The sequence below is a fragment of the Butyrivibrio sp. genome (genome assembly GCF_024699075.1).
Genome location: NZ_JAILQF010000171.1, coordinates 1 through 20,199, shown reverse-complemented (window position 1 = coordinate 20,199; position 20,199 = coordinate 1). Strand labels below are relative to the sequence as shown.

The following is a 20,199-nucleotide window of genomic DNA, read 5'->3' as shown; positions in this document are numbered from 1 at the left end:
TTTTCCATTACGAAAATGGCTTAAAGTCAGGAAGCATATTAACAAATGTACCTGAACCTGAAAGAGATGGATATGATTTTTCAGGCTGGAAGGATGAAGATGGAAATATTCTTACATCTGATCAGATAAAAAACAAGGCAGTAATCAAAAATACAACTTATACTGCGAGATGGACGCCTAAAAATGATACAAAATACACAGTTGAGTATTATGTTCAGAATCTTAGTGATGACGGCTATCATTATATGATACAGATTGGAACCCAGTAACTTCAAATGGTACAACTGATACTCTGGTGGTGGTTTCAGACTACAGTAACAGAGAAATAACCGGATTTACCTATAATGAAGATAAAACTGCAGCATATTCAAGAGAAAAAGAGGCAGGCACAGTTCTCGAATCATCACTTGATTCTGCAACTATTAAGGGTGATGGCAGTCTTGTAATAAAGCTTTATTATGACAGAAACAGTTATACTGTAAGATTCCTTAATTATGATGGAACAGTACTTGATGAGGGAAGCTATAAATATGGAGATATGCCTTCATATACAAAAACTACTCCTGTAAGGAACTCTGATAACAAGAGAAAAGTATATCTTTTCAATAATTGGGATAAAGAAATTGTCGCTGTAACCATGGATGCGGATTATACAGCACAGTATACAGAAAAAACATTAATAGTAGATGAGGATCGTACAGTAGATACAGCACCATCTACAGATGATACACCTTCACAGCCTGATAATAATGGGGAAACAACACAGACAAGTGCATCTGAAACATCACAGACAGCTTCTAATTCGACGTCAACAATTTCTGATCAGAGAATTGCAATGACAGATGAACCTGATGTACTTGGAGCAAGTCGTGATGCTTCTAAAGACGATGCAGCTGTTCTTGGCGAGAGACGTTATTCTACAGGTGATTATGATTATACTTATAAGTATCTCATTATAATCATTGCAGCGGGACTTATTATTACACAGCTTTACTTCGGATTTGGCAAGAAGCAGAGTGATAAATAATCGTAACCCAAATAATTATAACTAAAAATAATAGTCATATATCGTGGCAAATAACTGCGATATATGGCTATTTTATTGCACTTTTCTATATGCCAATATAAGTTTTCTGTATCGGACTTATATCCTGATTTTGTGTTATAAAATCGCTGCTTACCTGTTACTATTGAGGCAGAGCAGTTTTTTATATCATAGGAAATTGCTTTCCTATGATATAAAAACACTCCGTGAGGATGCGCAGCTCGCGGAGATGTATATAATTGCTTTGCAATACCGCTCGCGCGCGAGGATTTTGCAAGCATAATCCTTTTTTGATATCAAAACTCAATTTGTGCATCTATGAATTCCTTGAATCTAGGAAGTCTAAGCGTGATAATTCCGCGAAGTCTTGCATCAATGACGCCCTTCTCAATCAGCCTTTTGCGTGGAACAGACCATTGGCTATGTGATTTTTTAGTTATTTCCAGAAGATCAGTTGCTGTCATGGAATCCTTTTGTGCTATAAATTTAAGGAACCAGCGGTCGTTTGGTGCAAGTTCAGACCATATTTTGTAATATACTTTCTGGGCCAGAACATCATCGAATTGTCGTAAGACTTCGGCTGTCAAAGTTTTTCCTTTTGAATCCCACATATATTTTCCGAGTGTCTGATATGCAAAAGCGTAGCCTTTCGTTATATATGCCATTTTCTCAGCTTCTTCAAAGGTGATTCCCAGAGTCTTTTGATAATCGTCTCTTATATAAGTTATATTAAGAGGTGTCATTTCGAATTTTGTTGCACGCAGGAAGAAAGTAAGACCTTTTGTGTTTTCCAGACTTTCTATATCTTCATATAGACCGGCAAGAACGGTATAAATCGGAAGGTCTTTCCTTATCAGTATCTGAAATTCTTGAATGAAGTCAATAATTCCCTTGGTATTTCTGGCTTCATCTATAGTAACAAGAAGCCTCTTTCCGTGTTTATTTAGTTCGGCAAGAAGTATTTCGAGAGCATAATCTATACTTGCAACAGGGCTCTTTTTTGAGACATTAATACCTATGCCAAATGCTGATAGATTCAAGTTGGCATCTACAAATTTGGTTATGAGCGGGACGCTGCTATATAGTCTGGACACAAGTTCGCTTATGATATCAGAATCTGATCTGATTCCAATCACAACCCAGTTTTTTTCATCATCGAAGTGTCTCTCAATGCTTGTAAGAGTTACTGTCTTACCGGTACCACGAATGCCTGTTAGTTTAAAGGCCTGTTCATCAGGGATATCGCTTTCAAGAGCTTCAACGATGCTGTCTATAATGCTTGCTCTGCTCAGGTATTTAGTTGGGACTTTACCAAAGCTTATGGTATATGGATTTCTATTGTTCATAAATGGTTAACCTCATGTATCTATATAATGGCACAATAACTATATAATTCTATATAAACTAATATAATTTACTATGAATATATAATACTATATAAAATTATATAAAACAACCAAACACAAGATAATCATATAAAAGTAAATAAAGTTATATTAATCATTGTCAAGATTTTATGACGCAGTAGATAAATTCATAGACAAGTAATTTGATTAAATATGAATGAGTCAGTACACTAGATATTATGATTAATTTGCAGACTTCCCATATAAACAGCATAGTATCACTAAAAATCCTGAGTAAACAGTCAAATATTCATCTTTTCACAATTTCAAACCTCACCGTATTCTGCGACAGTTTCCATCTGATATAATGTCTTTAAGAATAATTCACAATTCCTTTTCTAATGGAGGTTTACGCCCATGATTACACAGGAATATATTAATGGCATATTGGATCAGCAAAAGAAATTCTTCAAAACCGGAAAAACTTTGGATCTGTCATTCAGGATCAGACAGCTCAAAAGGCTTAAATGCGCTGTTATGCAATATGAAGATGAGATCAAAAATGCTCTTTCAAAGGACCTTGGGCGACACGGCGCAGAAGCTTATTTCTGCGATATAGGTACTATAATCCTTGAGATTAATGAAACTATAGAAGGGCTTAGAAAGTGGGCTAAACCTGAGACTCATTTTAGCGGTCTTACCTGCTTCCCAAGTATCATTACCAAAGTCTACAAGATGCCTTATGGTAACACGCTTATCATAAGTCCTTTTAACTTCCCGTTTACGTTGTCGCTTGGCGTTCTGATACCTGCTATTGCAGGTGGCAATACTGCTGTTATCAAGGCAAGCTCTAAGTCTTCATATTCTACGCAGGTTCTTAAGAAGGTGGTCGCAGCTTTTTTCCCTACTAAATATGTAGCAGTGATAGATGGAGGCCACGATGTAGCAGATATGTGCCTTGAAGCGGGGTTCGATAAGATATTCTATACCGGATCTCCAAAGGTTGGTAAGCATGTTATGGAGATGGCGTCTAAGAATCTGACACCTGTAGCTTTGGAACTGGGCGGCGAGAATGGGAACTGGTGCATTATCAGGAAAGATGCCAATCTCAAAGATGCTGCAAGAAAGATTGCCTTCTTCAAGATGCTCAACAGCGGGCAGATCTGCATCAATATCAATCAGATTGCCGTTGCCAGCGAAATTGCTGACAGATTCATAGAATTATTAAAAGGTGAGTTCAAACGCCAGATAGGCGATGATGCGCTTGTAAACAGCGAATATCCGCACCTCATCACAAAAAGCGCCTATGACAAATGTAAGTCCGAATGCGACCTTTATAAAGACAGGGTCATCTATGGCGGCAAGGGCGATCCGCTAAGCCTTAGATTCCAGCCAACTATCATATATCCTGTCAAGGACGACGAGCCTATAGTCAATCACGAGCTCTTTAATCCGCTTCTACCTATCGTGCCTTTCGAAGATAGCGAAGTGGACAAGCTCCTTGATACTATCGAATCCAGGCATCACGGACTTGCCCTATACATCTTCACTGAGAATATCGACTGGGCGCAGAAAGTAATGTCTACTATGCAGTTTGGAGGCGGCTGCATCAACGAAGTGTGCCTTCATATGATGGTCAAAGGCGTGCCTTTTGGTGGAACAGGGCACTCCGGCATGGGAGCATATCACGGCAAGTGGGGATTTATGGAATTCACACATCCTACAACTGTCCTTGTAGGGAGTACAAGATTCAACCTGCCACTAAGGGAACACCCCTATAAGGGGATTAAGCTTGGACTTATCAGATTGTTTGAAAAGTGAACTTGTTAAGGACGAGCTCCTTTATGAGATAAGCTTTTTATGAGGTAACAGTTTGATTTTTTAGGTATTAGCTTTTTTGAATGCCCCTGTGACTATGTCGTATAAGATATAGTAATAGGGGTATTTTTGTAGCTAGCAGTTTGCACAGAGAGTATGTTATGCAGACTATATTGTAAGAGAATAGTTTCTGTGTATAATTAAATAGATACGCATCAGGTATATAACTCAAACTTGTAAAGACTTTGGGGATGCCGGTACGTTTAAGTGGGAATATTGAGTACATAACTGATTGCGATAGTAATGAGGGGGAAGGGGAGACATGTCATTTTGGAGCTATCTTAAAAAGAGCAAGATCCAGCTTGTAATCTTGCTTATTCTTATAATAACATCCGCTATATTATCAATATTTCTAAATAGACTTAATACGCCGCCAAAGCTTATGTACGACATAGATAATGATCTTGCCTGGGACTATAATGGACATTATGTTGACAGGGACGGCAATATAGTTGTTGATTGCAAATACTTTAAGGATCCTAAGAGATTTAAAGACAATCCCAGAAAATATTCTCTATATATGCTTGCTACAAGTATAGTTTTTGATGAAAATATATATCATTATCCGACATTTGTAGCTGCAGGGATGGTGGATGATTATCCTTATGCACCGCTTTTTACAACCAGTTTTAGACTAGCCGACAATTTTGCCGGAGGGTATGCAACTTTCGGTATTCCGGCGGATTTTAATAGTTTTTACCCATTTAATTATGGCTATATAGATATGAACGGTGATATAGCAATTCCGCCAATATATCAGGGAGCATGGCATTTTGATGACAATGGCTATGCTATTGTGTACCAAGAAACCGGCATAGGTGCCAGAGGTTACGGAATCATCAATACCAAGGGAGAATATCTCATTGAACCCAAATGTGATCATATCACAAGAGAAAAAGATGGTGTTTTTAAAGTAGAGTATTATGATTCTGAGAAAGGCACTGTGCATGGGACCGTTGATATCTATGGCAATATCACCTTGGAGAAATAAAACTTGAAGAGAAGTTTTAAAATGTCCCATTTTAAACCCAAATTGATGTCGTAAGCGCCATCAATTTGAAACATTAGCCGCTCGTTTCATTCGCGACATGAGGTTAAAGATGACAATAAATAAGAAAATGATATACTATTCCTTTTTGATGATATTTATATTTATCATAGAGATGGCTGTTCCATATAGACGTGGGATAGTCAGTATCTTTCTCTATGCACTGACTCCTATTCGTGTACTTATATGTAAATATATGGCATATTCCTTTGATAGGGAAAATGCATCCAATCGAGACTTTAAAGCCTGCATCAAGGCTTTTGAAATCTTGTCATGGATTTTTATGATCGACTTTTTAGGTAATCTGGTACTAACAGTTCCATTCCCAAGGCATATGGTAATGCATAACTTTTATTTCTTCATGATCACTATGATAATAGAATATGTTGTCAGTTCTATTGCCTACTATTATTACTATGTTAGCAGCAAAATAGATAATAGCGATGGCATGCCGCGTGTGTGGAGCATACTAAATATTATCATAACAATATTATTGATATTTGCTTTTACCAAACTGATAGCAGGAGAAAATGATACTTCCGGTATGCTTATCTTTTGGTCCATAATACTTTTCTTGATTCGAGAGATAATGGTGATCGTTAGGGGATGTAATATTAAAAAAGCGGATACCTTTAAAAGTAATACCAAGTAGCTGATATGCGCATATTACAATATACAATTATTGCACCTGTCTCCCTAATAAGAATTAATCCTGAAATATAATTCAGGATTAATCATATCATGTGCAATTCTGAATTCAAGTATAGGATTCAAGAATTGGGGCATGATTCTTTTAAAATGCAATTCATCCCAACCTACGAATGCTTATAGGTGGGGTGCTTTTTTTCTATTGGTTAAACCCTGAAAGCAGTTGAATTCTGCCCTTTTTTTTATAATAATATATTTATGAAAACTAAAGTGATAATGATACAAGGTACAATGTCCAATGTTGGCAAGAGCCTTTTGGTTGGTGCACTGTGCCGTATATTCAAACAAGACGGATATAGAGTTGCTCCTTTTAAGTCTCAGAATATGGCCCTTAATTCTTTTGTTACAGAAGATGGTAAAGAGCTTGGAAGAGCGCAGGCTATGCAGGCTGAATGCGCAGGCATAAAGCCTTCCGTATACATGAACCCTATTTTGTTAAAACCCACAACTGATACAGGCTCACAGGTTATAGTTAATGGCGAAGTTGTTGGCAACATGCCGGCAAGAGAATATTTTAAGTACAAAAAGAAGCTGATACCGGATATCCTGGCGGCCTTTAATGAACTTGAGAAGCAGGCAGATATCATAGTAGTAGAAGGTGCCGGAAGCCCTGCAGAGATTAATCTTAAGGCTGATGATATTGTTAACATGGGACTTGCAAAGCTTATAGATGCACCTGTACTTCTTGTTGGAGACATAGACAGGGGAGGAGTATTCGCCCAGCTTCTTGGGACTTTGCAGCTTCTTGAACCTGATGAGAGAGCCAGAGTCAAAGGCCTTATAATCAATAAATTCAGAGGGGATAAAAGCCTCCTTGATCCCGGAATAGAAATGCTTGAAAATATGGGCAAGGTACCTGTAATAGGGACAATTCCATATACAAGACTTCTTATAGATGATGAAGACAGCCTTAGCGAAAGACTTGATAATGACAGCTATAAAGATGGAAAGTCCATAGACATCGCTGTTATCAGATTTCCAAGAATATCGAACTTTACAGACGCTGCACCATTTGAAAGCATAGAAGGCGTTAATGTAAGATTCATAACAAGGGCAAAAGATATTGAAGGAGCTGACCTTTTAATACTTCCAGGAAGTAAAAATACTATATCGGACCTTAAATGGATGCGTGCATCCGGAATGGAAGCTCTTGTAAAGCGCTTTTCAGAACATTCACCCGTAATAGGAATATGCGGCGGATTCCAGATGCTGGGAGAAGTTATAAGCGACCCTGATAATGTCGAAGAAGGCGGAAGCATTAGAGGAATGAGCCTTTTACATACGAAGACAGTCCTTAAAGATAAGAAAAACAGATGCCAGTGTCAGGGACATTTCCCAAAGATGAGTGGCATATTTGAGACCTTATCAGATCATGAATATACTGGCTATGAGATACATATGGGCGTAACGACAGATGAATCAGACAATCAAGTTACAACTATCCAAAATGGCAATATATTTGGAACATATGTTCATGGAATTTTTGATGAAGGAGATACTGCTCTAAGATTAGTACAAAAGCTAGCAGAAGCTAAAGGCATAAAACTTGAAAATACCATGGACTATAAAACGTTTAAAGAACAGCAATACGATAAGCTAGCTAAGACAGTCAGAGACAATCTCAACATGGACTATATTTATAGTATATAACGAGCAAAAAGCGAAGCTTTTGCGAGTTTAACTATGACAACGGACAACGTACAAAAGGAGGATACGAATATGCTTGAAGTAGGAACAAAGGCACCTGCATTTGAACTTCCCGATCAGAATGGGACAATGCATTCACTCAAAGATTATAAAGGCAAGAAGGTGGTATTATACTTCTACCCCAAGGATAATACATCCGGCTGTACCAAGCAGGCATGCGGCTTTTCTGAAAGATATCCCCAGTTTACAGAAAAGGGAGCCGTTGTCCTTGGCATTAGTAAAGACAGCGTAGCCTCGCACAAGAAATTTGAGGAAAAAAATGACCTCAAATTCACCATTCTTTCAGACCCGGATCACAAGGTAATAGAAGCTTACGACGTATGGAAAGAAAAGAAGAATTATGGTAAAAGCTATATGGGAGTTGTCCGTACAACTTACCTCATTGACGAAAAAGGAATCATCGTAAGAGCCAACGATAAAGTTAAGGCCGCTGATGATCCCCAAAATATGCTTGATATTCTTTAACGTATAAGATTTTTAAGATAAGAAAATCCTTTATAGGTTACCCAAGATATCAGATTGCAAGAATAGTAACGAGTTTATCTTACATGATTATGTGGTTTTTGCCCTTATTTTTGGCCTGATACAGAAGCGCATCTACTTCTTTGAGAGCATCGGTAAAGTTATCGTAATCGGCGCAGTGTACAGCTCCTCCACTTACAGTAACTGTAAGATCAGGGTGATCCTCCCACTTAATCTTTTCAATTTTGTTTCTTATGTCATCAATTCGTGCAAGGGCATCTTCCTTTTTTTCAGAGTTCATAATGCATACGAACTCTTCTCCGCCATACCTGAAAGCCATCTCGTATTTGGCCGAATCAAGATGCCCTTGTATGACACTCGCTATTTTCTTGAGAACTTCATCACCAAACAGATGCCCATAGGTGTCATTGAGTATTTTGAAATTATCTATGTCGAACATGGCCATAATACCATTTTGCAGATGAACATACTTGTCTTCTTTTTCGCTATAAAGGTATTCAAGCACTATAAACAGTTCTCTTCTGTTGTATAAGCCTGACAGCTCATCTTTTTCCGAAAGAGATTTAAGACGTTCTATGAGCTTTTCATTCTTATCGCGCTCCTTGTAATAAGCCCTATATATCATGGATGTAATCCCAAGAAGAGCAAGAGAAGTAAGTAGTAGTGCTATATTAAAGTCCATAATATAGGCAGTTTCGGAAGGCATAGTATTATCTATGATAATTTGCGGATAAAAGAGCGGAATCCATATTGAAATAGACTGTACCAAAAAGCAAATGAGATAAACTATATACATCGCTTTTCCGGTTAAGAGAACTCCTATTGTAAAGAGAGATACTACAAAATACAATATGGTTCCGGTATTAAGTCCGCCACAGGCCCAATAAGACGCCGGCATGATAATACAGTTAAGCACTATAGGAAGAGCGATATGCCCTATAAGCTTATTACCTGTTTTAATTGTCCATATGCCTATTATTAAGATGAGTATGCTTGCAATAAAATCAATCAGATATGACCATAGACCTAAATCTTCAAAAATAGTCATAGTAGCCGTGACAATGCTGATAACAAAGCCGATAACTACTATAAGAAAAAATGAACGATCATATAATAAATATCAAATTCACTGTCAGAAAGTCCAAGTCTTGTACAGATGTCATGATATGCTTTATCCTGGCTTTAGTATTTGGCACAGGTCTTGGATCAGCTTCAGGAATAATACTTGAAAAGGTGAACATAGCTTGAAAGTATCATAATCTAAGAAGGTACCATAATCTAAGAAGGTACCATTGCCAGAAAGTAACATCATCTAAGGAGTTGACGTCGTCTAAAAATTTGCCATCCTCCTATAATATAATTCCGCTTTTAGGTCTGTGACATTAGTGTGATATTCGTTTTGGTACCATGGCAATGTCAAATTTAATGTGTCTAAGATCTTTAGGAGGATGGAAAAGATGATTTTAGTAGTAGGTGCTATTCAGGTAATTGCTGTTTCATTTATGATCGCATGGCTCATAAGACATAAATGCGGAGAGAAGTTCTCCAGGCTTTATATAGCAGAACTTATAGGACTTGGCTTTCTGGCGCTTGCACTTGCCGCTGTACTTGGAATTGTATTCTGGGAAGATGGTTTTATACAAATAGATAATCCTTTCCTTAAAGGCATGATTACTGCCCTTCTTTCAGCAGCACTTATTGAAGAAATAAGTAAATATAGCATGTTCCGTATTGCAGCTTTAAATAAAAAGCAGGTTGTGACAAGGCTCGATGCAGTCATTGCATCATCTGTTGTAGCTCTTGGCTTTACAATTGGCGAGGATATTCTATATTCTCTTGAAGGCGGCCTTGGAACCTTGATAAGAGTATTTCTGCCATGCCATTTACTTTTCGGAGCAGTTATGGGCTATTACTATGGAAAAGCCAAAAATACGAATAAATGGACATATCATGTTCTGTCTCTTGTAGGCCCCATAGTACTTCATACCATATTTGATGGAATCCCGTTTGCGCTTTCAATAATATTTGACAGACTTGATCTTATGACTACTTCTGAAACTGCTACCAATATGGACCCGGTGTATCTTGGAATTATCATTTGCACTTTGGGAATTCTTACAACATTTATAATATTCTTTGTACTTGTTATCATGACTTTCAGACAGGTATCCAAATGCAGCAAAAATAACCTGTTAAATGAAGAGATCAATATAGATTATAAGCTTATGCTCCTTAAAAAGATGGTTAATTAATTAACCGTATAAAAGAAATAAAAAGAGCTGAGATTCAGCTCTTTTTTCGTGTATAATGTATCTATATAGTGATAACATAAAATTATTGTCTATATAAAAGTGACAAAAATACTCGGGCTTGTATCCCAATATTATACATTTATATCCAAAATATAGTAATTATAATAACAGTAAAAAGATATTAGTAACTAATAATATCGTATATGTGACCGCGAGATCATATATGGCTCGAATATGAGCACATCCCTGCGAGACAGCAAACAGGTAAGGAGGTAAATATGCGCTACATATGCCAGATCTGCGGATATGTCTACGATGAAGACAAAGAGAATATTCCGTTTGATAAACTCCCGGATGATTGGAAATGCCCTCTGTGCGGCGCTTCCAAGTCGGATTTTAAGGCAGAAGAAGTCAAAAAGGAGACTGGTCCTGTTACTGTAAACACAGAAGATGCTGATCTTAAAAAGCTTTCTGCAGGACAGCTTGCCTGTATATGTTCTAATCTTGCAAGGGGCTGTGAAAAGCAGTACAAGCAGGAAGAATCCAGACTTTTTACAGAGCTTGCAGATTATTTTACCAGGATAACTCCACCTGTAAATGATGCTACAGTTGAGAATATATCTCAGTTATTACAGGAAGATATAGACAATTATCCTGACGTAAGAGCTGTTGCTGATCAAAATAGTGACAGAGGAGCTGCAAGAATATGTGTATGGGGCGAGAAAGTTACAAGAATGCTCTCATCTTTAGTAAACAGATATCTAAAAGAGGGTGAGGAAATGCTCGCAAATACCGATATATGGATATGTACAGTATGCGGTTTTGTATATATTGGCGATCAGCCTCCGGAAGTGTGTCCTGTATGCAAGGTACCTCCATTTAAATTTGAAAAAATAGAAGGGAGGGCATAAGGATGGAATTTAAAGCTTATAGGAATCTGAGACTTTGTACCAAAGATTGTCTGTGCCTTTATGTTTGCCCATACGGAGCGACTGATACAGAAGACAGTATTATAGATATAGATAAATGTGTTGGCTGTGGAGTATGCGCCAAGGCTTGCCCAAGCGGTGCTATAAGCCTTGTGCCGGTAGTACTTCCTTCGCAGCAGCCAAAGACGGATGAAGTTAAAGCCATACTTAATAAGCTTACACAAAGTAAGTCTGACGGAGAAGTAATGGCAAAGCAGATAGCTGGTGCTACTGAACAAAATGGTCTTAAGAGACTTATGGATGCAATAGCAAGATCAGAGAGGCTTATAGCGGAAGATATTGAAAGAGAGGCAGGCTTCATGCTTCCGCAAAGCGGGAATTCACATGAGCTGTTAGAGGAACTTATAGAAAATCCTCCTACATCTGATTTCCCAATAGATGTGGCTCAAAAGCTACTTGAACTAGTACCAAACAATGAAAAAGATTCAATAAAAGGAAAAGGAGACAAGACTATGACAAAGTGGAGATGTACAGTTTGTGGTTACATTCATGAAGGCGATCAGCCGCCGGAAGAGTGTCCTGTATGCAAACAGCCTGCAAGTAAGTTCGAAAAGATTGAAGAACCTAAGACGGGTAACCCTTATGCAGGTACTAAGACCGAGAAGAATCTTTGGGAAGCTTTTGCAGGAGAATCTCAGGCAAGAAATAAGTATACTTATTTTGCTTCTGTTGCAAAGAAGGCTGGCTATGAGCAGATCGCAGCTCTGTTCTTAAAGACAGCTGATAATGAAAAGGAACATGCTAAGTTATGGTTCAAGGCTCTTGGAGAACTTGGCGATACTGAGTTAAACCTCAAACATGCAGCTGAAGGCGAGAACTATGAATGGACAGATATGTATGACAGAATGGCCAAAGATGCTGATGAGGAAGGATTCCATGAACTGGCAGAACAGTTCAGAGGAGTTGCTGCAATAGAGAAGCTTCACGAAGAAAGATATCGTGCTCTTCTTAAGAATGTAGAAGCTATGGAAGTATTTAAAAAGAGCGGCGTAACTATGTGGGAATGCCGCAATTGCGGACATGTTGTTGTAGGACTTGAAGCTCCTGAAGTATGTCCTGTATGTAAGCACCCACAGTCATTCTTTGAAGTTCGCAAAGAAAACTATTAATTCAGCCTAAGGAGGTAACCTGTTATGAAATTTTTCGTATGTGAAGTTTGTGGCAATTTCGTAGAGATGATCAAAGAGTCAGGCGCTCCAATGTCATGTTGTGGCCAGAAAATGAAAGAACTGGTTCCCGGAACATCAGATGGCGCAGTTGAAAAACACGTTCCTGTATGTAAGGTTGAAGGCAATAAGGTTACAGTTATGGTTGGATCAGTTGAGCATCCTATGACTCCTGAGCATTATATCGAGTGGATCGCAATTGAGACAACAAAGGGTGAACAGAGAAAGGTGCTTAAGCCAGAAGATAAGCCTTGCGCAGAGTTCGAGCTTTCAGCTGATGATTCTGTAGTTGCAGCATATGCATATTGCAATCTCCACGGACTTTGGAAGTCAGAGTAATAATTTTAAGCTGGTAAAGGAGATAAGCGATGAATAAAAAAGTTGTTGACCTACTTAATGCACAGGTTAATAAGGAATTTTTCTCAGCATATCTTTATCTTGGTATTTCCAAGTTTTTTACGAAGATAAATCTTCCGGGATTTGCCTCATGGTATAAGGTACAGGCACAGGAAGAGCAAGAGCATGCAATGAAGATTTATGATTATCTGCTTGATAATGATGAGGATGTATCACTTGATCAGATTGCAAAGGTAAAGGTTAATCTAAAGACACCTCTTGCAGCAGCAAAAGAAGCAGATAAGCATGAACACTACATTACAGGTGAGATCGAAAAGATCATGGATGCGGCTATAGAAGCCAAGGATTACAGGACTCAGCTTTTCCTTAACTGGTTCATTACAGAGCAGGAAGAAGAGGAGAGAAACTCCAAGGATATGGTTGTAAAGATCGAAATGCTTGGAGATGATTGTAAGAGCCTTTATCTTCTGGATAAGGAAGTAGGTAGCCGTAAGGGATAAAATTATGAATATGCAATGCCCGAGATAGTCAATATTTCGGGCATTTGCTTTGTTATAGCATGATGGTATAAACTAATAATTAAGAAATAAAAATATTTAATATCGTTAATCCGATAAAATAGTATCATAATCTTTATTAATTAAGCTCGGGTACATATTATAGCTTGGTGTAGGGTATATAAAATCTTTGTCCATTAGGAGGGGTTCTTTTGGAAAAGTACAAGTATAGTGATAAGGAACAGGAGCTTTTGGAAAAAAGTGATTTTCCATTTGCGATATACCAGTTTATCAATAAAAGGGTTGTGACAATAGTCCTTTCAAAAGGCTTTTATGAGCTCTTTGGGATTGAGAATCTGTCCAAAGAAGAGGCTTATAACTTTATGGATAACAATATGTATCGCGATGTTCATCCTGATGATATTGCGTTACTTGGTGATGAAGCATACCGCTTTGCTACTGAAGGCGGCTCTTATGATGTGATCTACAGGTCCAAAAAGGACGGTGTCTATAGGATAATCCATGCATGTGGCAAACATATTTATAAGGAAAATGACGTAAAACTTGCTCTCATCTGGTATACGGATCAGGGTGAATTTATTGATAATGGAAAAAAGGAAAAGGATTTTGTATTAAATCTTGTCAAAAGGCAGCTTGTTGAAAGAAGCTTTAGCAACAAGTATGTATATGACTATCTTACAGGTCTTCCTGCCATGTCATACTTTTTGGAACTTGCTGAAGAAGGCTGTAATGATATTCGAAGTAAAGGAAAGATTCCTGCGATCATATATACTGATTATAATGGAATGAAGGTTTATAATCAGAAATACGGCCTTCCGGAAGGTGACCGTCTGTTAAAAGATTTTGCTAACAAAATAATTGAAATATTCAGCCAGGAAAACTGCAGCAGATTTAACGCTGACCATTTTTGTATATTTACAGATGAAGAAAATGCCTACAAGTGTACATCAATGCTTGTAGAATATAATAAAGAAAAGGGATATGACAGTAAGATGTCCCTTAGAATCGGTATATATGTGTATGATGACGAAAATATCAGTATAAGCGGAGCCTGTGACAGAGCTAAGGTTGCCTGTGATTCAGGTAGAAATAACTATGCTGATGATATATATATATTTGATCCCAAAATGATGGCTGCTATTGAAGATAAGCAGTATGTAGTTGAAAACATAGACAGAGCTATTAAAGAAGGCTGGATCAGGGATTATTACCAGCCAATAGTTAGAACTGCCAATGGTAAAGTCTGCCATGAAGAAGTTCTTGCCAGATGGGTTGATCCAAAGGAAGGAATTTTAAGTCCGGTTGCATTTATTCCGGCGCTTGAAGAGACAAATACTATCTATAAGCTTGATCTTTATATCCTGGAACGCGCTCTTAAAAAGATGGAAGATCAGGGACAAAGAGGCCTTCATATTGTACCTGTTTCTGTTAATCTTTCAAGAAGCGATTTCTATACCTGCGATATTGTAGAAGAGATAAGAAAACGAGTAGACAGTACCAGTATTCCAAGAAGTAAGATTGTAATTGAGATTACTGAAAGTATAGTTGCCAATGATATAGACTATATGATAAAGCAGATCAAAAGCTTTAAAGAGCTCGGTTTTAGCGTATGGATGGATGATTACGGAAGTGGATATTCTTCACCTGTTATCCTTCAAAATGTGCCATTTGACCTTATTAAGATCGATATGCTTTTTGTAAGACAGCTTGAAAATAATGAAAAGGCAAGAATTGTCCTTACAGAGACAGTAAGAATGGCAATGGCACTTGGCCTTGATACTGTAGCTGAGGGAGTAGAGACCAAGGAACAGGCAGAATTTTTAAATGACATAGGATGTACTATGCTTCAGGGCTACTATTTTTGCAAGCCTGTTAATTATGATGAAATTCTTGAAAGATATGAAAAAGGAGTTCAGATTGGATTTGAAAATCCAGATGAATCTCAGTATTATGCCAAGCTTGGAAAGGTTAATCTGTATAACCTTTCTATTACCAATGTAGAAGAGACAAGAATAGAAGAATATTTCAATACTTGGCCTATGGTCATGTTAGAGTACAAGGATGATTTGGTTTCTGTTGTAAAGGCGAACATGTCATTCAAAAAGTATATAAAAAAATTTTTTCCTGAATCATATAGAAATAAAAAATTCAATGTAAATGAATATTTGGATAAGCCGGGCGCATATTCTTTAAATACTATTTTAAAATGCGCCAAGGATGGCAAGAGAGTAATAATAGATGATATGACACCGGATGGCAGAGTAATACAGCTTCTTACATGGAGAATTGCTGTTAATCCTGTAACTAAAGTATCTGCAGTTATGGTAGTTGTTCTTTCTTCATCGGATAACCAGATAGGTAATGATGGCATAGGTAATGAGCAAAAAGTCAATATGCTGACAGATGATATCGGCAAGTTAAAGAAGGAAAATGCCCGTCTTAAAGAAGAAGCCGTTATAAGCAAGGAAGTTGGAAAGCTTAAGAAATCTGTATCAGATCTACTTGCAAATATGCCAGCTATGACTTTTTCAAAAGATGTTATAACGAGAAAATATATAGCATGTAATCTGGCTTTTGCTGAGTATGCTCATAAGGATAGTCCTGAAAAAGTAGTAGGACTTACTGATTTCGATATATTTGATGAGCAGACAGCGGTTCATTTTACAGAAGATGATAAGAAGGCTCTGTCTATGGATAAGCCGTATATATTCTATGAAGATGTCCCTGATGCTGCCGGTAATATGAGGCAGTTTCAGACTACCAAGCTTCGCTTTTTGGATGATACAGGAAGAGACTGCCTCTTAGGCTTGTGTCAGGATGTTACGGATGCAATGCGCATTAAGCGCGAGTATGTAGAAAAGCTTGCCATGGTTCAGAGCATGGCTGAAATAGATGCTCTAACAGGTATTAAGAACAAGAATGCATATAAAGAAAGAGAAAAGCTGATGAATCAGCGAATTCTTGAACATCGTCAGCCTGAATTTGCAATAGTTGTAATGGACGTAAATAATTTAAAACTGATCAACGATACCAAAGGACATGAGGCAGGAGATAAGGCTATTTGTGATGCTTGTGAGATAATCTGTAAGACTTTCAAAAGAAGTCCAGTGTTCCGCGTTGGCGGTGATGAATTCGTTGTTATCTCGCAGGATGAAGATTATAGCAGGAGCGAGGAACTTGTAAAATCAATTGCTGACTATAATAAAGATGCAATTACTAATGACGAGATAGTTATAGCTTGCGGAATGGCCAAATATGATAATGAGGAAGATGTAGCGACTGTATTTAAAAAGGCTGATCAGAAAATGTATGAAAACAAGAAATATCTGAAGGAAAGTGCAAAATAAAACTGAAGTATTTGTGACATCATCTGGTAAGAAACGCCAGATGATGTCATTTTTTGTAAAGTGTGTTTTTGGCTTTTTTAAAGTGTGTTTTTGGCTTTTTGTAAAGTGTGGTTTTGGCTTTTTTAAAGTGTGGTTTTGGTTTTTTAAGTTTGGTTTTTGCAAAGTATGTTTTGGGATTTTTAGAGATTTATAGATAATAGCACAACTTGACCATAATTATTTAATATGTTAAATTATATTTAATTGTGAAAGGGAGTAGCTACAGACGTCGGTTTTATTTATGTCTGTGTTCAGGTACGACTAAGGTAGAACTTATACCCGGCCTGTCCGAAGCTTCGGATGACAGCGAGACTTTTACAAGAGTATCGATTTATTCGGTATTCTTGTAAGGGTCTCTTTTTTTTAGGATTTTTATCGGAGGCGCTATATTTCTTAAACCAATCACAATAATAAGTCTCGAAAGGAAGAAAGATATTTGAGTAGATTCGAAAAGAAAGTTCTTGATTATGTCCACAGCAATATTGATAAAATTTATTTGATAATTGTAGTATTAATAAGCCTTGTGATACGTTTTGACGTAAGAGCAGATAATTCCAATTATGATATTAATACGTTTCTGATCAATTGGTATGATGAGCTCAAGGCAAGAGGCGGTCTTAAAGGCCTTGGTACACCTATTCCAAACTGCAATTACAATTTTCTATACATGACAATAATCGCCCTTATGACCTACCTTCCATGGGGCGCAATGACAAGCTATAAGCTTCTTAGTATGATCTTTGATTATCTGCTTGGAATAGTTGTTGCAAGGTTTGTCTATGAGCTTACAGATCATAATAAAAAGGTCAATGCTTACCTGGCTTTCACCATAGTAATAATGTCACCACTTGTCATCTCCAATTCTGCGGTGTGGGGTCAGTGCGATTCAATATATGTTTTCTTTGTAATAATATCTTTATTGTGTTTATATAAGTCCAGATTCATCTTATCATTTGTACTTCTTGGACTTGCTTTTTCCTTTAAATTGCAGGCTGTATTCATATTGCCATTTTACCTTTTCTATTATTTTTATAAGCAAAGGTATTCTATATTTCATTTTCTTATAATACCTCTTATTATGGAAATTTCTGCTATTCCTTCAATATTAGCAGGCAGAGATATACTTGATACATTCAGAGTATATATTGGACAGACAGGGAACTGGCCTGTAACAGCCAGCAATTATCCTACCTTCTGGTATATCTTTTTTAGAGATGAAAAATACAGTAGCTACGAGACCATGAACAGTCTTATGGTACTTACAACTGTTTTTGTCATTCTAATGTATATATATTTATGGGTTCACAAGAAGATTGAGATTGATGCTCATAAATTTATAATGATCGCATATCTTCTTAGCTTTACGTGCGTTATGTTCCTTCCGTCTATGCATGACAGGTACGCATATATGGTGGAGATGCTGGGAATAATTCTTGTATTTATGGATTATAAGATGTTCCCTGTTATCGTAATACTTAATTGCATTACAATGGCTACATATGGCAATTTCCTCTTCTACTCAACTGCTAACATAAGAGATTTGTCCTGGCTCAACTTTGGAGTATACTTAATAGGAGCAGTATACATTAACCTTATGTTATCTAAAGAAGATTTGAGGCGTGGATATGAAAAGCGAATATAAAACTAAATCAAGGAATGCAATAATAGAGTATTTAAAAGAAAATGCTGATACCAGATTTACGGCAAGGGATATTTTAAATGCAATTAATGCAGACGGAGCAGAGCTTGATAGGTCGACCATATACCGCAATCTGGAGCGCTTATCCAAGGAGGGGTACCTTGTTAAATATAAGGAATCTGATACCAATGCAACCTGTTATCAGTATTCTGAAGGGCATGGTTCGTGCCATGAACATATGCATGCCCAGTGCACAGTATGTGGCAGGATATTTCATATAGATAATAGTATTATGAAGCAGGCTGCCGCCAAACTTCAAAAAGAGTATGGAATTGAAATAGATTATGGCAAAACCGTGATCATGTGCACATGCAAGTCATGCAAAAAAAAATAAATCATAAATCATGTGTGAGTCATCCTTTGAGGAATGACTTACCTGACAAAAATCACCTGAGTATAAGTGCTCAGGTGATTTTTGTATGCTGGAAAAAGCAATAATACCGAAAGGAAAACAAAAATGCAACAGTGTAGCAAAAGTATTGACGGCAGAAAACTGTGAGTATATAATAATTTGCGACTGTGTTGCAATTGTTTGCCAATAAATTATGAGCGGCCAGGCGGGATAACTATTATTAAGCATTATTTTATACTGGAGTATTTAAGCCAGACAGGAGAAAAAGCAATGACAAAGAAAGAAGTACCGATAGTAATAATTACAGGGTATCTTGGTTCCGGTAAGACAACCCTTATGCAGAATATCCTTAAGCAGGAGAAGAGAAAAATAGCGCTTATAGTTAACGATATGGGTAGTATAAATATAGACGCATCTATACTTAAAAAGAATGGTAATACCGTTACTCAGATTGAAATGGTTGAGATGCAAAATGGCTGCATATGCTGCACTCTTCGTGATGAATTTATGGCAGAAATCGAGAGATTGTCACAGGATAAGAGTATTGAAGCAATATTTGTAGAGGCTTCCGGAATAAGTGAGCCTTCATCAATCGCAGGAGCATTTGTTAATTATCAGGAAATGTCAGAAAATACCAGAGTATATCTTAAAACAGTTGTATCTGTTGTTGACGTTGACAGGATTTATCGTGAATTTTTGCATAGTTTTAATCTTGATGATGACACAGATGATGGAGATATCATAAATCTTATCATGGACCAGATAGAGTTCTGTAATCTTATGATCCTTAATAAAACAGATCTTTTAGATAGCGACCAGCTTGAGGAGGTCAAGAAAGGCCTTAGAAATATTCAGCAGGAAGCGCAGATGATAACTTGTCAGCATGGCGATGTAGATCTTGACGTCATCCTTGACAGAGACGATTTTGACTTTGAAGAAGTTGAAGCTTATAGCGCAGTTCAGAAGGCCCTTAATAAATGCGAGCATGATGATGAGAAAGCCTGCATGGATGAATATGGTATTTCTTCATTTGTATTTGAAGAAAAAAAGCCTTTTAACAGAGAGAAATTTAATAAATTCGTTGATGAGTATCCTGAGCAGCTTATAAGATCCAAAGGATATATCTGGTTTTCTGATGACTGGGAACATGTTCAGCTTTTCGAACAGGCAGGAAGAAATGCTTCCATAACAGAACTTTCTGAGTGGGTAAGCGCATGGCCTGAAGAAGAGCTTGCACCTGTAGTTAAGGACTTCCCTGATCTTAA

Annotated in this window: 19 protein-coding genes and 1 pseudogene; 18 read left to right on the top strand and 2 right to left on the bottom strand. The window is 37.3% G+C overall.

The window, feature by feature from the left end; genetic code table 11:
• Both K6G87_RS06770 and K6G87_RS06765 read left to right on the top strand, forming a co-directional pair.
• Positions 1-269, top strand: a 269-nt coding sequence (locus tag K6G87_RS06770; protein ID WP_296835233.1) for a hypothetical protein, incomplete at its 5' end; no start/stop codon positions are given.
• Between the two features lie 26 nt (positions 270-295).
• Positions 296-1,027 carry a hypothetical protein gene (locus tag K6G87_RS06765; protein WP_296835231.1) on the top strand — a complete coding sequence of 244 codons (732 nt, stop codon included), beginning with the start codon at positions 296-298 and terminating at the stop codon, positions 1,025-1,027.
• 314 nt (positions 1,028-1,341) lie between these two features.
• Here the strand turns inward: K6G87_RS06765 and K6G87_RS06760 are convergent, their stop codons facing one another.
• Positions 1,342-2,391, bottom strand: coding sequence for an ATP-binding protein (locus K6G87_RS06760; protein WP_296835229.1), 1,050 nt, complete (start codon positions 2,389-2,391; stop codon positions 1,342-1,344).
• Positions 2,392-2,808: 417 nt separating this feature from the next.
• Here K6G87_RS06760 and K6G87_RS06755 point away from each other — a divergent pair, with 417 nt between their 5' ends.
• From K6G87_RS06755 to bcp, 5 genes are all read left to right on the top strand, one after another.
• Positions 2,809-4,212 carry an aldehyde dehydrogenase family protein gene (locus tag K6G87_RS06755; protein ID WP_296835227.1) on the top strand — a complete coding sequence of 468 codons (1,404 nt, stop codon included), beginning with the start codon at positions 2,809-2,811 and terminating at the stop codon, positions 4,210-4,212.
• Between the two features lie 319 nt (positions 4,213-4,531).
• Entirely contained in the window at positions 4,532-5,260 is a 729-nt protein-coding gene (locus K6G87_RS06750; RefSeq protein ID WP_296835225.1) for a WG repeat-containing protein, read from the top strand.
• A 109-nt stretch (positions 5,261-5,369) separates the two neighbouring features.
• Entirely contained in the window at positions 5,370-5,969 is a 600-nt protein-coding gene (locus K6G87_RS06745; RefSeq protein ID WP_296835223.1) for a hypothetical protein, read from the top strand.
• Positions 5,970-6,223: 254 nt separating this feature from the next.
• Positions 6,224-7,675 carry a cobyric acid synthase gene (locus K6G87_RS06740; protein WP_296835221.1) on the top strand — a complete coding sequence of 484 codons (1,452 nt, stop codon included), beginning with the start codon at positions 6,224-6,226 and terminating at the stop codon, positions 7,673-7,675.
• A 69-nt stretch (positions 7,676-7,744) separates the two neighbouring features.
• Positions 7,745-8,197 carry a thioredoxin-dependent thiol peroxidase gene (gene bcp / locus K6G87_RS06735; RefSeq protein ID WP_296835219.1) on the top strand — a complete coding sequence of 151 codons (453 nt, stop codon included), beginning with the start codon at positions 7,745-7,747 and terminating at the stop codon, positions 8,195-8,197.
• 79 nt (positions 8,198-8,276) lie between these two features.
• On the opposite strand, the gene K6G87_RS06730 is transcribed toward bcp, so the two are convergent.
• On the bottom strand, positions 8,277-9,263 hold the full coding sequence (locus K6G87_RS06730; protein WP_296835217.1) for a GGDEF domain-containing protein: 987 nt from the start codon (positions 9,261-9,263) through the stop codon (positions 8,277-8,279).
• 50 nt (positions 9,264-9,313) lie between these two features.
• On the opposite strand from K6G87_RS06730, the gene K6G87_RS06725 reads away from it, so the two are divergent.
• From K6G87_RS06725 to K6G87_RS06680, 11 genes and pseudogenes are all read left to right on the top strand, one after another.
• Complete coding sequence (locus tag K6G87_RS06725) at positions 9,314-9,463, top strand: hypothetical protein (protein WP_296835215.1); 150 nt, start codon at positions 9,314-9,316, stop codon at positions 9,461-9,463.
• Positions 9,464-9,672: 209 nt separating this feature from the next.
• Positions 9,673-10,467, top strand: a complete 795-nt coding sequence (locus tag K6G87_RS06720; protein WP_296835213.1) for a PrsW family glutamic-type intramembrane protease — start codon at positions 9,673-9,675, stop codon at positions 10,465-10,467.
• Positions 10,468-10,745: 278 nt separating this feature from the next.
• Positions 10,746-11,378 (top strand): rubredoxin-like domain-containing protein, encoded by a 633-nt coding sequence (locus tag K6G87_RS06715; protein WP_296835211.1) that lies wholly within the window; start codon positions 10,746-10,748, stop codon positions 11,376-11,378.
• A gap of 2 nt (positions 11,379-11,380) precedes the next feature.
• Positions 11,381-11,539, top strand: a pseudogene (locus tag K6G87_RS20065) (4Fe-4S binding protein); the annotation flags it as partial.
• Positions 11,540-11,641: 102 nt separating this feature from the next.
• On the top strand, positions 11,642-12,565 hold the full coding sequence (rbr, locus tag K6G87_RS20060) for a rubrerythrin (RefSeq protein ID WP_442863366.1): 924 nt from the start codon (positions 11,642-11,644) through the stop codon (positions 12,563-12,565).
• Between the two features lie 24 nt (positions 12,566-12,589).
• Positions 12,590-12,961 carry a desulfoferrodoxin family protein gene (locus K6G87_RS06705; RefSeq protein ID WP_296835207.1) on the top strand — a complete coding sequence of 124 codons (372 nt, stop codon included), beginning with the start codon at positions 12,590-12,592 and terminating at the stop codon, positions 12,959-12,961.
• Positions 12,962-12,990: 29 nt separating this feature from the next.
• Positions 12,991-13,479 carry a ferritin gene (locus K6G87_RS06700; RefSeq protein ID WP_296835205.1) on the top strand — a complete coding sequence of 163 codons (489 nt, stop codon included), beginning with the start codon at positions 12,991-12,993 and terminating at the stop codon, positions 13,477-13,479.
• A 209-nt stretch (positions 13,480-13,688) separates the two neighbouring features.
• Entirely contained in the window at positions 13,689-16,844 is a 3,156-nt protein-coding gene (locus K6G87_RS06695) for an EAL domain-containing protein (protein WP_296835203.1), read from the top strand.
• A 475-nt stretch (positions 16,845-17,319) separates the two neighbouring features.
• Positions 17,320-18,525 (top strand): glycosyltransferase 87 family protein, encoded by a 1,206-nt coding sequence (locus K6G87_RS06690; protein WP_296835201.1) that lies wholly within the window; start codon positions 17,320-17,322, stop codon positions 18,523-18,525.
• A complete protein-coding gene (locus tag K6G87_RS06685) occupies positions 18,509-18,916 on the top strand; it encodes a Fur family transcriptional regulator (RefSeq protein WP_296835199.1) in 408 nt (135 codons plus the stop codon). The genes K6G87_RS06690 and K6G87_RS06685 overlap by 17 nt, the downstream gene beginning before the upstream one ends.
• Before the next feature lie 288 nt (positions 18,917-19,204).
• On the top strand, positions 19,205-20,199 hold a 995-nt coding region (locus K6G87_RS06680; protein WP_296835197.1), incomplete at its 3' end, for a CobW family GTP-binding protein.

Excerpts from the sequence above, each read along its gene's own strand:
- K6G87_RS06740 (WP_296835221.1), top strand. The coding sequence starts at position 6,224 with ATGAAAACTAAAGTGATAATGATACAAGGTACAATGTCCAATGTTGGC.
- K6G87_RS06705 (WP_296835207.1), top strand. The coding sequence starts at position 12,590 with ATGAAATTTTTCGTATGTGAAGTTTGTGGCAATTTCGTAGAGATGATC.
- rbr (WP_442863366.1), top strand. The coding sequence starts at position 11,642 with ATGGCAAAGCAGATAGCTGGTGCTACTGAACAAAATGGTCTTAAGAGA.
- bcp (WP_296835219.1), top strand. The coding sequence starts at position 7,745 with ATGCTTGAAGTAGGAACAAAGGCACCTGCATTTGAACTTCCCGATCAG.
- K6G87_RS06760 (WP_296835229.1), bottom strand. The coding sequence starts at position 2,391 with ATGAACAATAGAAATCCATATACCATAAGCTTTGGTAAAGTCCCAACT.
- K6G87_RS06715 (WP_296835211.1), top strand. The coding sequence starts at position 10,746 with ATGCGCTACATATGCCAGATCTGCGGATATGTCTACGATGAAGACAAA.
- K6G87_RS06730 (WP_296835217.1), bottom strand. The coding sequence starts at position 9,263 with ATGACTATTTTTGAAGATTTAGGTCTATGGTCATATCTGATTGATTTT.
- K6G87_RS06755 (WP_296835227.1), top strand. The coding sequence starts at position 2,809 with ATGATTACACAGGAATATATTAATGGCATATTGGATCAGCAAAAGAAA.
- K6G87_RS06725 (WP_296835215.1), top strand. The coding sequence starts at position 9,314 with ATGAACGATCATATAATAAATATCAAATTCACTGTCAGAAAGTCCAAG.
- K6G87_RS06750 (WP_296835225.1), top strand. The coding sequence starts at position 4,532 with ATGTCATTTTGGAGCTATCTTAAAAAGAGCAAGATCCAGCTTGTAATC.
- K6G87_RS06685 (WP_296835199.1), top strand. The coding sequence starts at position 18,509 with ATGAAAAGCGAATATAAAACTAAATCAAGGAATGCAATAATAGAGTAT.
- K6G87_RS06720 (WP_296835213.1), top strand. The coding sequence starts at position 9,673 with ATGATTTTAGTAGTAGGTGCTATTCAGGTAATTGCTGTTTCATTTATG.
- K6G87_RS06700 (WP_296835205.1), top strand. The coding sequence starts at position 12,991 with ATGAATAAAAAAGTTGTTGACCTACTTAATGCACAGGTTAATAAGGAA.
- K6G87_RS06745 (WP_296835223.1), top strand. The coding sequence starts at position 5,370 with ATGACAATAAATAAGAAAATGATATACTATTCCTTTTTGATGATATTT.